The organism is Cypionkella sp. TWP1-2-1b2 (assembly GCF_049896245.1).
Taxonomy (GTDB): domain Bacteria; phylum Pseudomonadota; class Alphaproteobacteria; order Rhodobacterales; family Rhodobacteraceae; genus Cypionkella.
Window position 1 is genome coordinate 1 of record NZ_JAFCTX010000020.1, and the last position, 12304, is coordinate 12304.

The 12304-nt window shown below is 63.6% G+C and carries 13 protein-coding genes; all 13 read left to right on the forward strand.

Annotation, left to right across the window (positions count from 1 at the left end):
* On the forward strand, nt 1-1767 hold a 1767-nt coding region (locus ACP7AP_RS13930), incomplete at its 5' end, for a Hint domain-containing protein (RefSeq protein ID WP_426034813.1).
* A gap of 582 nt (nt 1768-2349) precedes the next feature.
* Complete coding sequence (thiC, locus tag ACP7AP_RS13935; protein WP_426034814.1) at nt 2350-4185, forward strand: phosphomethylpyrimidine synthase ThiC; 1836 nt, start codon at nt 2350-2352, stop codon at nt 4183-4185.
* On the forward strand, nt 4182-5144 hold the full coding sequence (locus ACP7AP_RS13940) for an FAD-dependent oxidoreductase (protein ID WP_426034815.1): 963 nt from the start codon (nt 4182-4184) through the stop codon (nt 5142-5144). Before thiC ends, ACP7AP_RS13940 begins: the two co-directional genes overlap by 4 nt.
* The gene (thiS, locus tag ACP7AP_RS13945) at nt 5134-5331 is read left to right on the forward strand and encodes a sulfur carrier protein ThiS (protein WP_426034816.1); all 198 of its coding nucleotides are present in this window, start codon (nt 5134-5136) and stop codon (nt 5329-5331) included. The genes ACP7AP_RS13940 and thiS overlap by 11 nt, the downstream gene beginning before the upstream one ends.
* A 1-nt stretch (nt 5332) precedes the next feature.
* Nucleotides 5333-6118, forward strand: coding sequence for a thiazole synthase (locus ACP7AP_RS13950; RefSeq protein ID WP_426034817.1), 786 nt, complete (start codon nt 5333-5335; stop codon nt 6116-6118).
* Nucleotides 6115-6717 (forward strand): thiamine phosphate synthase, encoded by a 603-nt coding sequence (locus ACP7AP_RS13955; protein WP_426034818.1) that lies wholly within the window; start codon nt 6115-6117, stop codon nt 6715-6717. Before ACP7AP_RS13950 ends, ACP7AP_RS13955 begins: the two co-directional genes overlap by 4 nt.
* 70 nt (nt 6718-6787) lie before the next feature.
* A complete protein-coding gene (locus ACP7AP_RS13960) occupies nt 6788-7663 on the forward strand; it encodes a ThiF family adenylyltransferase (protein ID WP_426034819.1) in 876 nt (291 codons plus the stop codon).
* The gene (locus ACP7AP_RS13965; RefSeq protein ID WP_426034820.1) at nt 7660-8358 is read left to right on the forward strand and encodes a hydroxymethylpyrimidine/phosphomethylpyrimidine kinase; all 699 of its coding nucleotides are present in this window, start codon (nt 7660-7662) and stop codon (nt 8356-8358) included. Before ACP7AP_RS13960 ends, ACP7AP_RS13965 begins: the two co-directional genes overlap by 4 nt.
* 108 nt (nt 8359-8466) lie before the next feature.
* Nucleotides 8467-9165, forward strand: coding sequence for a 7-cyano-7-deazaguanine synthase QueC (gene queC / locus ACP7AP_RS13970; protein WP_426034821.1), 699 nt, complete (start codon nt 8467-8469; stop codon nt 9163-9165).
* The gene (locus ACP7AP_RS13975) at nt 9165-9521 is read left to right on the forward strand and encodes a 6-pyruvoyl trahydropterin synthase family protein (RefSeq protein WP_426034822.1); all 357 of its coding nucleotides are present in this window, start codon (nt 9165-9167) and stop codon (nt 9519-9521) included. The genes queC and ACP7AP_RS13975 overlap by 1 nt, the downstream gene beginning before the upstream one ends.
* The gene (gene queE / locus ACP7AP_RS13980; protein ID WP_426034823.1) at nt 9518-10252 is read left to right on the forward strand and encodes a 7-carboxy-7-deazaguanine synthase QueE; all 735 of its coding nucleotides are present in this window, start codon (nt 9518-9520) and stop codon (nt 10250-10252) included. Before ACP7AP_RS13975 ends, queE begins: the two co-directional genes overlap by 4 nt.
* Before the next feature lie 17 nt (nt 10253-10269).
* Complete coding sequence (gene queF / locus ACP7AP_RS13985) at nt 10270-10731, forward strand: preQ(1) synthase (RefSeq protein WP_299508739.1); 462 nt, start codon at nt 10270-10272, stop codon at nt 10729-10731.
* A 277-nt stretch (nt 10732-11008) separates the two neighbouring features.
* Complete coding sequence (locus ACP7AP_RS13990; protein WP_426034824.1) at nt 11009-12292, forward strand: PAS domain-containing protein; 1284 nt, start codon at nt 11009-11011, stop codon at nt 12290-12292.
* Nucleotides 12293-12304: the final 12 nt, after the last annotated feature.

Genomic DNA, 12304 nt, shown 5'->3' on the forward strand with positions numbered 1-12304 from the left:
GCGTCGGGCGTGACGGTGAACCTGACCACCGGGCTTGGCGCGGGCGGCGACGCCGCCGGGGATACGCTGAGCGGGATCGAGAACCTGACTGGTTCGGCCTTCAACGACAGCCTGACCGGCGACAGCAATGCCAACCTCCTCGATGGCGGCGCGGGCAATGACACGCTGGTCGGCGGCGGCGGGGCGGACAGCCTGGTCGGCGGGGCGGGCACCGATACGGCGGATTACTCGGCCTCTGCGGCGGGGGTCACTGTCAATCTGACCACCGGGCTTGGCGCGGGCGGCGATGCGGCGGGCGACATACTCACCGGCATTGAGAATCTGATTGGTTCCGGTCTGGCGGACAGCCTGACCGGCGACAGCAATGCCAACCTCCTCGATGGCGGCGCGGGCAATGACACGCTGGTCGGCGGTGCCGGGGCGGACAGCCTGGTCGGCGGGGCGGGCACCGATACGGCGGATTACTCGGCCTCTGCGGCGGGGGTCACTGTCAATCTGACCACCGGGCTTGGCGCGGGCGGCGATGCGGCGGGCGACATACTCACCGGCATTGAGAATCTGATTGGTTCCGGTCTGGCGGACAGCCTGACCGGCGACAGCAATGCCAATGTGCTGGATGGCGGCGCGGGCAATGACACGCTGGTCGGCGGTGCCGGGGCGGACAGCCTGGTCGGCGGGGCGGGCACCGATACGGCGGATTATTCGGCTTCGGCCTCGGGTGTGACGGTCAATCTGACCACCGGCCTTGGCGCGGGCGGCGACGCCGCCGGGGATACGCTGAGCGGCATTGAGAACCTGACCGGCTCGGCCCTCAATGACACCTTGACCGGCAACGACGGCAACAACCTTTTGATCGGCGGCGACGGCGGCGACCTGCTGGACGGCGGCGCGGGCGATGACACGCTGAGCGGCGGCAATGGCAACGACTACTTCGCTGCCGAGACAGGGCACGACGCGCTTTATGGCGGCGATGGCAACGACACCTTCTTCGGTGGCATCGGTGATACTATAGATGGCGGCGAAGGGTCGACCGACAACGATCTGCTGGACCTGAGCGCCTGGGGCTGGTCGCGAACCAACATCATCTATGACCCGCTGAACCACGAGAATGGGACTGTCCAGTTCCTCGACGCGTCGGGGCATGTCATCGGTTCGATGGGTTTCACGAACATTGAGAAGGTGTTGCCCTGCTTCACCCCCGGCACGATGATCCTGACGGATCACGGTGTGATCGCGGTCGAGGACATGCAACCCGGCTACTTGGTGGAAACGCTGGACAATGGGCTGCAACCCCTGCGTTGGATCGGCAAGCGCGACCTTAGTATTGCGGATTTGATCGTGCAGCCGAAGCTGCAACCGATCCGGATTGCCGCGGGCTCGCTTGATCGCGGTCTGCCAGAGCGCGATATGATGGTTTCGCCGCAGCACCGCATGCTGATCGAAGGGGCACGGGCCGAGATGCTGTTTGGCGAGCCGGAAGTGCTGGTCGCGGCAACCCATCTGACCACATTGCCCGGCATCGAACAGGTGCAGACCTATGGGGTAACTTATGTCCATCTGCTGTTCGACCGCCACGAAATCATTTGTGCCGATGGGGCATGGACCGAAAGCTTCCAGCCAGCGGATCGCACCCTGTCGAACATGGACAGTGAGCAACGCGACGAGATCGAAGCATTGTTCCCAGAGTTGACGATGGGCGCTCTCAATTTCCAGGCCGCGCGGCTGTCGCTGAAGGGCTACGAAGCGAGGGTGCTGCTTGACGCATGACGTAGCGCGGGGCTGAACTGGCTCTGATCATGCCTGTCAAGCTGCCGGTTTATGGCTCCAGCCTGCATGAACTTGAGAGCGATTCGAATCCAAACCCCTTGAGGATCACGATCGGCCGCCCGTTGCTGCGCTGTGGCTCTGAAAAAAACCTGCTCCGCCAAATCGACGCAACCGAAAGTCATTAAACTGATGTTTCGTTTCCTGTTTGACGCGCCACATCAAACAATTCGGGATATTCCGCATTGAAACGGGTCCGGGTTCAAACCACACACGCCAGCAAACACCCAACTGCATCATTACTTTGGTGGGCGGACATCTTCTGCCGCCGGTTGACGCACACCAATCAAGCGTCTAGTTACACCGTACTGTCAGGGGAGTCCCGCCCAAGGGACTGAGAGGCTGATAGCAGGTTAGACGTCAAAGTCTGGCCTGCGGTGAAGCGACCCTTTGAACCTGACCCAGTTGATACTGGCGTAGGAAGCACAAGCGGTCGCCGTCTCCGTGGTCTTTCGGATCGGCACCATGCGGGGCAATCCCGGCTTCTTTCCCTTACCGACGGGTCATCAACGCGAAGAGGCTTTGATGAACCAGATTGATCTGACCACCGCGCCCGCAACCGCAACTGCGTTGCCCGCCGTCACCACGGGCCCCTTGCCCGCTTCGTCAAAGCGGCACGTGGCGGGGGTGATCCATCCCGACATCCTTGTGCCAATGCGCCAGATTGCCGTGCATCCTTCGGCGGGAGAGCCGCCAGTCACTGTCTATGACGCCTCCGGCCCCTATACCGACCCAGCAGTGCAAACGGATATTGCCCGAGGTCTGGCCCCGGTTCGCAGCGCATGGGTCGCAGCGCGGGGCGACTGCGAGGCCTATGCGGCGCGTAGTGTTCAGCCCGCCGATAACGGTTTTGCCACCGGCGCGCGGCTGGTGCCGGGGTTTGCGGTGCAGACCAACCCGCTGCGTGCGCGCGACGGCAACGCGGTTACGCAACTGGCCTATGCCCGCGCGGGCATCATCACCGCCGAGATGGAATATGTGGCGATCCGCGAGAATTTGGGCCGCGCCGCCGCCCTGCCCACCCCGCGCGACGGCGAGGATTTCGGGGCGTCGATCCCGGACTACGTCACTGCGGAATTCGTCCGTCAGGAAATCGCCGCCGGGCGCGCGATCATCCCGGCCAACATCAACCATCCCGAACTGGAACCGATGATCATCGGCCGCAACTTCGCGGTCAAGATCAACGCTAACATGGGCACCAGTGCCGTGACCTCGTCGATGGCCGAGGAAGTGGACAAGATGGTGTGGTCGATCCGCTGGGGTGCCGATACGGTGATGGACCTGTCGACCGGGCGCAACATCCACAACACCCGCGAATGGATATTGCGCAACGCCCCGGTGCCGATCGGAACGGTGCCGCTGTATCAGGCGCTGGAAAAGGTCGATGGCATCGCCGAAAACCTGACATGGGAGATTTACCGCGACACCCTGATCGAGCAGGCTGAACAGGGGGTGGATTACTTCACCATCCATGCCGGTGTGCGGCTACACTATATCCCGCTAACGGTAAACCGGGTGACGGGCATCGTTTCGCGCGGCGGCTCGATCATGGCGAAGTGGTGCCTGCATCACCACCGCGAAAGCTTTCTCTACACCCATTTCGATGAAATCTGTGACATTATGCGGGCCTATGACGTGTCGTTCAGCCTTGGCGACGGCCTGCGCCCCGGCTCCATCGCAGATGCCAATGACGCGGCGCAGTTTGCCGAGCTGGAGACGCTGGGCGAGCTGACGAAAATCGCCTGGGCCAAGGACTGTCAAGTGATGATCGAAGGGCCGGGTCATGTGGCGATGCACAAGATCAAGGCCAATATGGACAAGCAACTGGCCACCTGTGGCGAGGCGCCGTTCTACACGCTTGGGCCGCTGACCACCGATATCGCGCCGGGATATGACCATATCACCAGCGCCATCGGGGCGGCGATGATCGGTTGGTTCGGCACCGCGATGCTGTGCTATGTGACGCCCAAGGAACATCTGGGCCTGCCCGACCGCGCCGATGTGAAGGTGGGCGTGATCACCTACAAGATCGCCGCCCATGCCGCCGATCTGGCCAAGGGCCTGCCGGGGGCGCAGGCGCGTGATGATGCGCTGTCGCGTGCGCGGTTCGAGTTTCGCTGGGAAGATCAGTTCAACCTGTCGCTTGACCCCGAAACCGCGCGCAGCATGCATGACGAAACCCTGCCGAAAGAGGCGCACAAGACCGCGCATTTCTGTTCGATGTGCGGGCCGAAATTCTGCTCGATGCGGATCAGCCATGATATCCGCGCCGAGGCGCAGAAGGACGGCATGGCGGCGATGGCGGCCAAGTTCCGCGAGAAGGGCGAGGTTTATCTGCCTGCCGCAGAGGTCGCGGAATGATCACCATTCTTGGGGCGGGGGTCGCGGGGCTGTGCGCCGCGACCGTGTTGGCCGAACGCGGTCTGTCCGTGCAGGTGGTGGACAGCGGCCCGGAGGGTGCGGGCGCAAGCTGGCGGGCGGGGGGGATGCTGGCCCCCTTTGTCGAGGGCGAAAGTGCCCCGCCCGAGGTGGCGCGGCTGGGAGCCGTTGCCGCCGACTGGTGGGCCGCACGGGTGCCCGGCGTCGTGCGGCATGGCACGCTGGTCGTGGCCCCGGCCCGCGACCGGGCAGAACTCGACCGGTTCGCCGCCCGTACAATCGGCCACGCGCGCATCGGTCCCGACCAGATTGCAGAGCTTGAACCCGCTCTGGCGGGGCGCTTTGCCAGCGCGCTTTACTATGCGGACGAGGCGCATCTTGACCCGCGCCAGGCCTTGCGGGCGTTGGTGGATGGTTTGTGCCATCGCGGGGTGGCCATCCGGTATGACACGCATCTTGCGCCCGATCAGGCCGATATCGACTGCCGGGGCATCGCGGCGCGTGACGGCTTGCCCGGCTTGCGCGCCGTGCGGGGCGAAATGCTGCTGCTGCATTGCCCGGAGGTGGCGCTGTCGCGTCCGATCCGACTGCTGCATCCGCGCTTTCCGGTCTATGTCGTGCCGCGCGAAGGCGGGCAGTTCATGGTCGGTGCGACGATGCTGGAAAGCGATGACCCCGGCCCGATCACCCTGCGCAGCGCCAGTGAGCTGATGTCGGCAGTCTTCGCCCTGCATCCTAGCTTTGCCGAGGCGGCGATTGTCGAGATGGGCAGCGGCCTGCGCCCCGCCTTTGACGATAATGTGCCGCGCCTGACACAGGCGGGCGGGCGCTGGCATGTGAATGGCCTGTATCGCCACGGCTTTCTAACCGCCCCGGCGCTGGCCGGGCAACTGGCCGATATCCTCACCCAGTCACGACAGGAGCCCGCCCTTGCGCATTGATCTGAACGGCATCCCGGCCGAAGTCGCCGCCGCAAATCTGGCCGATGCGCTGATGGCGCTTGGCTTTGGCGGCGCGGCGCTGGCCACCGCGCTGAACGGCGGTTTCATCCCCGCCTCGGCCCGTGCCACGACCACGCTGCATGATGGCGACCGGGTCGAGGTTCTGGCCCCGATGCAAGGGGGCTGAGATGCGGCTTTATGATGTAGAAATATCGTCGCGCCTGCTGCTCGGAACGGCGCAATACCCCTCACCTCTGGTACTGACCGATGCCATTGCGGCCTCTGGCTGCGGGGTGATCACGGTATCCCTGCGCCGGGAAACCGCAAATGGCGGCGGCGCAAACGGCTTTTGGCCGCTCTTGCAGGCCACCGGCGCGCGCATTCTGCCAAACACCGCCGGTTGCCATTCGGCGCAAGAGGCGATCACCACGGCGCAGATGGCGCGCGAGGTGTTCGGCACCAACTGGATCAAGCTGGAGGTGATCGGCAACGCCGACACGCTGCAACCTGACCCCTTTGCGCTGGTCGAGGCGGCTCGAATACTTTGCGCCGATGGGTTTGCGGTGTTTCCCTACACTACCGAAGACTTGATCGTGGCCGAACGCCTGCTCGATGCGGGCTGCCGGGTGCTGATGCCATGGGGCGCGCCCATCGGGTCTGGCCGGGGGCTGCGCCACGTGGATGCGCTGACCGCGATGCGGGGGCATTTCCCCAGCGTGCCGTTGATCATTGATGCCGGGATCGGCGCGCCCAGTCAGGCAGCGCAGGCGATGGAAATGGGGTTTGATGCGGTTCTACTGAACACCGCCGTTGCCAAGGCGGGCGACCCTGTGGCCATGGCGCGCGCCTTCGGGCAGGCGGTTGCGGCGGGGCGGCTGGCGTTTGAGGCGGGGCTGATGCCGCCGCGCGACATGGCGGTGCCTTCGACCCCGGTTCTGGGTATGGCCGATCTGGGCCTGGGGGGGCTGCGATGATCCTGCCTCGTTTTTACCCGGTGCTGCCAGATGCCGCGATGATCGCGCGGCTGGTGCCTTTGGGCGTGCGGCTCGTGCAGTTGCGGTTCAAGGGCGATGTGGCCGAGATCCCCGCGCAGATCGCGGCGGCGCTTGCCGTCTGTGCCCGGCACGGCGCGCAGCTTGTGGTCAATGACCACTGGCAGGCGGCGCTGGATCACGGTGCGGACTTTATCCATCTGGGGCAAGAGGATTTGGACAGCGCCGACACAAACGCCATCGCCCGTGCCGGGGTGCGGCTGGGGGTGTCGACCCATGACCGGGCGGAACTGGACCGGGCCCTTGCCCTTAACCCCGCCTATATCGCGCTGGGTCCGATCTGGCCGACGCTTTTGAAGCAGATGCCGTGGCATCCGCAGGGGCTGGGCAAGCTGACGCGCTGGAAATCGCGGATCGGGGCGGTACCGTTGGTGGCCATCGGCGGGCTGACACCTGCGCGGCTGCCCGAGGTGTTCGCGGCGGGAGCGAATGTGGCGGCTGTGGTCACTGATCTGGTGACCGCCCCCGACCCCGAGGCGCAGACGCGCCTGTGGGTGCAGGCGACCGGAGCCATCGTATGAGCCGATACGCGCGCCAGATGCAGGTGCCGGGTGTCGGGGCCATGGGCAGGCGCGGCTGACGGCGGCGCATGTGCTGATCATCGGCGCGGGTGGCCTTGGCTGCACGGTGATCCCGGCGCTGGCGGCGGCAGGGGTGAAGCGGCTGACGATCATGGACCTGGATCAGGTGGAGATGTCCAACCTGCACCGCCAGACGCTTTACAGCGCTGCCGACATTGGCGAGCCAAAGGCCGTGGCTGCGGCGGCCCGTGCCACGGCGCTGAACCCGGATTGTAAATCCACGGCGATTGTTGACCGGCTCGATCCGGCTAATGCCCCCGGTCTGATTGCCGCCGCCGATCTGGTCGTGGACGCCGCCGACAGCTTTGCCGTGACCTATACCCTGTCCGATCTGTGCCTTGCGGCGGGCAGGCCATTAATTTCGGCTTCAGTCATCGGGCGGGCGGGCTATGCGGGCGGGTTCTGTGGAACGGCCCCCGGCTATCGCGCCGTGTTCCCCGATTTGCCCGCGCAGGCGGCCAGTTGTGCCAGCGCCGGGGTGATGGGGCCAGCCGTGGCCGCCCTTGGCGCGGTGCAGGGGCAGATGGCGCTTTCGGTGCTGATCGGGCTGGAGCCGTCGCCTTTGGGCCGGATCGTCACGCTGGACATGGCAAGTTGGCGCTTTGGCGGGTTTGGATTTGCCGGGGCGATGGATGTGCCCGGTTTCGGCTTTGTCGCCGCCACCCAGCTTGCCGCCACCGATACGGTGATCGACCTGCGCCCGGCGGGCACCGTGCAACTCTTGCCCGGCGCGCAAGTGGTGGCACCGGGCGATCTGGCCGATTGGCCGATCCCCATGGGCCGGGTGGTGCTGTGCTGCTCTACCGGCCTGCGGGCGTGGCGCGGCGCGCAGGTTCTGGGGGGGCGCGGGGCCACGGCTTTGGCCTTGCTGGCGGACGGGCAATGAGCGTGCTGATCATCGCGGGCCTGGACAGTTCCACCGGGGCTGGCCTTGCGCGCGATCTGGCGGTGATGGCCGATCATGGCATCACGGCGCGGGTGGCGGCCACGGCGGTGACAGCACAGGATGCGACGGGCGGCTGCATCATTCATCCGGTGCCCGCGGCGATGGTGGCCGCCCAGATCCGCGCCGCAGGTCCAGTGCGCGCGGCCAAACTGGGGATGCTGACCAACGCCAGCATCGTCGAGGCCATTGCAGCGGCCCTGCCCAACGTGCCCTTCGTGCTGGACCCGGTTCTGGCCACCAGCGCCGGGGTGCCGCTGATGGATGCCGCCGGACGTGCCGCGATGATCACCCGCCTGATCCCCCGTGCGGCCCTGATCACCCCGAACCTGCCCGAGGCGGTTATTCTGACCGGCCTTGCGCCCGATACCGGACTGGACAGCATCGCAGCCGCCTTTTTCGCCTTGGGCGCGAAAGCGGTGCTGCTGAAGGGCGGTCATGCCAGCGGGCCGGAGGCAGTCGATTGGCTGCTGCGCCCCGGCGGCGACCCCCTGCGGCTCGCCGCATTGCGCAAACCCGGCACCCGGCGCGGCACGGGCTGCACGCTGGCCAGCGCCATCGCCGCCCGCCTGGCGCGGGGGGACGATCTGGCCACGGCCTGCGCAGAGGCAAAACACTATCTGAATGGCTGGTGGTGATCCGAAACCCGACGCGCCGCTTTCGGCTTCACATTCTGCCATCTGCGCAGTATAGGCCTGCATTCAGAATACCGGTCGCAGCCTACCCGGTCAAAACAAGGACACCGCATGAAAACCATCGTCATCTGCTCCGGCGGACTGGACTCTGTTTCATTGGCCCACAAGGTCGCCGTCGAGCATGCGTTGCTGGGCCTGTTATCGTTTGATTACGGCCAGCGTCACCGCAAGGAAGTCACTTTTGCGGCGGCCTGCGCCGAACGGTTGCAGGTGCCGCATCAGACCATCGACATCCGCGATATCGGCCGCAGCCTGTCTGGCTCGGCGCTGACCGATGATCTGGCGGTGCCGGACGGGCATTATGCCGAAGAAACCATGCGCATCACTGTGGTGCCGAACCGCAACGCCATCATGCTGGCCATTGCCTTTGGCGTGGCCGCCGCCCGGGGTGCCGATGCCGTCGCCACCGCCGTGCATGGCGGCGATCACTTCATCTATCCCGATTGCCGTCCCGGCTTTATCGACGCCTTCCAGACCATGCAGCGCCATGCCCTTGAGGGCTATGCCAACATCGCGCTTTACGCCCCCTATGTGAACCTGCCGAAATCGGCCATTGTCACCGATGGGGCGCGGCGCGACACGCCCTTTGCGCAAACCTGGTCTTGCTACAAGGGCGGTGATGCCCATTGCGGGCGTTGCGGCACCTGTGTCGAACGGCGCGAGGCCTTTGATCTGGCGGGGGTTGCCGATCCCACCGAATATACCGATGCCGATTTCTGGCGCGAAGCGGTCAAGCGGGGGGCGGTCTGATGTTCCGCATCACTAAGGAATTCCACTTTTCCGCCTCGCATCAGCTGTGCCAACTGCCTGCCAATCATCAATGCGCCCGGCTGCATGGGCATAACTATATCGTGGTGGTGGAACTTGCTGCGGCCACGCTGAACGCGTTCGGCTTCGTGCGCGATTACCACGATCTGGCCCCGCTGAAGCGCTACCTCGACGATCACTTTGATCACCGCCACCTGAATGACGTGCTGGGCCATGATGGGGTGACGTCAGAAGTTCTGGCGCAGCATTTCCATGACTGGTGCAAGGCGCTTTTGCCCGAAACAGTCGCGGTGCGGGTCAGCGAGACGCCCAAGACATGGGCGGAATACCGGCCATGACCGATGACAGCAGCGTCATCCGCATATCCGAGATTTTCGGGCCAACCATTCAGGGAGAAGGCGCGCTGATCGGTCAGCCCACCGTGTTCGTGCGCACAGGGGGCTGCGATTATCGCTGTGCGTGGTGCGACAGTCTGCATGCGGTGGACACCCGTTTTCGCGCCGATTGGCGCGCGATGACCACTGACGGGGTGCTGAATGACGTGCGGGCTTTGTCGGCGGGCCAGCCCTTGATGGTGTCGCTGTCAGGAGGCAACCCGGCCATACAGCCGTTGGGGCCGCTGATCCGGCAGGGCCACGCCGAAGGCTACCGCTTTGCGCTGGAAACCCAGGGCTCGGTCAGCCGCGACTGGTTTGCCGATCTGGATGTGCTGGTTCTTAGCCCGAAGCCGCCCTCCAGTGCGATGACAACCGACTGGGATGCGCTGAGGGCTTGTGTGGACGCCGCCGCGTCCGGGCCGCGCATCGTGCTGAAATTCGTGGTCTTCGACGAGGCAGATTATACCTATGCCCGTGACGCCGCCGCACGGTTTCCCGGCCTGCCGGTCTATCTGCAACCGGGCAATCACACCCCGCCGGGGCCACAGGATGACGACGCCTTGATCGACATCGACGGGATCATGCAGCGGATGGGTTGGCTGGTGGACCGCGTGATTGCCGACCGCTGGTTTGCCGCCCATGTGCTGCCGCAACTTCACGTTCTGCTTTGGGGCAACAAACGCGGGGTCTGACCGCGATGGAGATCGACATGACTGATATCTACAAGGATCTGAAACAGCTTGGCACTGCCAGCCCGCTGCCGCAAAGCCCTGAAGAGGCGGTGCTGGAAAAGGTGGCGAACCCACAAGCGGGCACCGCCTATTGCGTGCGCTTCACCGCGCCGGAGTTCACCTCGCTTTGCCCGATGACGGGCCAGCCGGATTTCGCGCATCTGGTAATCGACTATGTGCCGCAGCACTGGCTGGTCGAAAGCAAATCGCTGAAGCTTTATCTTGGCTCTTTTCGAAATCACGGCGCGTTTCACGAGGATTGTACGGTTTCGATCGGCAAGCGGCTGGTCGAACTGCTTGACCCCGCGTGGCTGCGCATCGGCGGCTATTGGTATCCGCGCGGCGGCATCCCAATTGACGTGTTCTACCAGACCGGACCTGCGCCACAGACCCTGTGGATTCCGGATCAAGGCGTGCCGTCCTACCGTGGACGCGGTTAAGCCCCCAAACCGACCGCAAAACCAACATCTTAGTCGAGAAGACATGGTATCTGGAGAAAGGAAGCGGGTCTGAACCGTCGGCATAGCTGTTCGCCATCTGCGCTATTCGATGTCGGACGCGTCTCAGCCAGCAAGAAAGCCAACCCGCTGTTCACAAAGCTAGGTGAATGCCAGTGGCATCCCCTAAGTGTGCAGTACATCTTGCGGAAAGCGTTCAATAAATCTTAGGATCAAAGAGACCGCCAACAAGCGCGGACTGGTCAAGGTTTGGATTGCCATGAAGCGAAATCTCTCTGTTCAATCGCTGACAATAGATGTTCTTAGCATGCTCCTGAAAGCTCCAACAACAGGATCCGGACCTGCCGTGGCGTCAGCTCTGGGTTTGCTGGGACGATACTTCAACGCTAGTTCCGTCCAAATTTTAGGACTGAAAGCCACCGGCGCACCCGTGCTGTCGAGTTCCTGGGCGGCGGCCGAGCGGTCTACGGACATGCCTGATCTTGCGGGGCTTGTGCGGGATCTGCAAGACGCTGCGACCAGACCGCTTTCTAAACCAGCCCCAATCCTTCTTGGCTCCAACTTGCTTCTGCGGGACCATGTTGCTGATCTTCCGGCCTGTGTGGACTGGGCTGGTGGAAATCTGGCGATCCTGCCCTTGGGAGATGGGAAAGCTGGTGCTACGATTTTAGTGTTGCACGCCCCGCAAGGCGGAAATCGCCTTTCTGTGACTGAACTCGGCGCAATCACACCTGTCACGGAGGGGATTCTTGCCACTATGGGATGGCCAAATGCCGGGTCAGGGCAAACGGATAGTTCCGATGACCGTGAGGATCGAAGCTTTCAGACTTTGTTAGAAGCGATGCCGGATATCGTCCTTGAAGTAGATGCTGATGGAACGTTCATCTACGTGCATGCCAGAAATCCGGAAGATTTGGTCAGGCCGCGTGAGGAAATGTTGGGGCACCGGCTGGAAGACGTGTTGCCGCCAGAAGTGGCTTTGCAGCGCCGCGCGATGATGGCGGAATTGGATCGCGGCATCAGCCCCGAGGACCGGACATACAAGATTGACACTATCACAGGGCAACGTTGGTACAGCGTGCGTGCTGCCCGACGCGACGGCGCGGACGCAAGGCCATCATACCTGTTCGTAAGCCGCGATGTGACTTCAGAAATATTGCAACTAAATACCCTCGACAGACTGAGTGAGGTGGCTCGCCGAACAATCAACTTGGTAATCGTAACTGACACCGAGCAGCGTATCGAATATGTGAATGATGCTTTCGAACGGTTGACGGGGTACACTTTAGCCGAAGCCAAAGGTAAGCGCCCCGGTTCATTCTTGAAGAGCAAGAATACAGACCCCGAAGCCTCAGCCAAAATGCGCGATGCGTTGAACAGGGGCGAACCTGTCCAGGTTGAAATTCTGAACTGCTCCAAGCATGGTGTTGAATATTGGCTGGATATCAGCATTGAACCCTTGCGCGACGAGATTGGCAACTTGACTGGATTTATGGCGGTTGAGACGGACATTTCGGAGGGCTCTGTTGCACAAATCGGTTGACGGCCGGACTTC

Coding starts and splice junctions, on each gene's coding strand:
- ACP7AP_RS13950 (WP_426034817.1), top strand. CDS start 5,333: ATGCGGCTTTATGATGTAGAAATATCGTCGCGCCTGCTGCTCGGAACG.
- queE (WP_426034823.1), top strand. CDS start 9,518: ATGACCGATGACAGCAGCGTCATCCGCATATCCGAGATTTTCGGGCCA.
- ACP7AP_RS13955 (WP_426034818.1), top strand. CDS start 6,115: ATGATCCTGCCTCGTTTTTACCCGGTGCTGCCAGATGCCGCGATGATC.
- thiC (WP_426034814.1), top strand. CDS start 2,350: ATGAACCAGATTGATCTGACCACCGCGCCCGCAACCGCAACTGCGTTG.
- ACP7AP_RS13965 (WP_426034820.1), top strand. CDS start 7,660: ATGAGCGTGCTGATCATCGCGGGCCTGGACAGTTCCACCGGGGCTGGC.
- ACP7AP_RS13975 (WP_426034822.1), top strand. CDS start 9,165: ATGTTCCGCATCACTAAGGAATTCCACTTTTCCGCCTCGCATCAGCTG.
- ACP7AP_RS13940 (WP_426034815.1), top strand. CDS start 4,182: ATGATCACCATTCTTGGGGCGGGGGTCGCGGGGCTGTGCGCCGCGACC.
- ACP7AP_RS13990 (WP_426034824.1), top strand. CDS start 11,009: ATGAAGCGAAATCTCTCTGTTCAATCGCTGACAATAGATGTTCTTAGC.
- queF (WP_299508739.1), top strand. CDS start 10,270: ATGACTGATATCTACAAGGATCTGAAACAGCTTGGCACTGCCAGCCCG.
- queC (WP_426034821.1), top strand. CDS start 8,467: ATGAAAACCATCGTCATCTGCTCCGGCGGACTGGACTCTGTTTCATTG.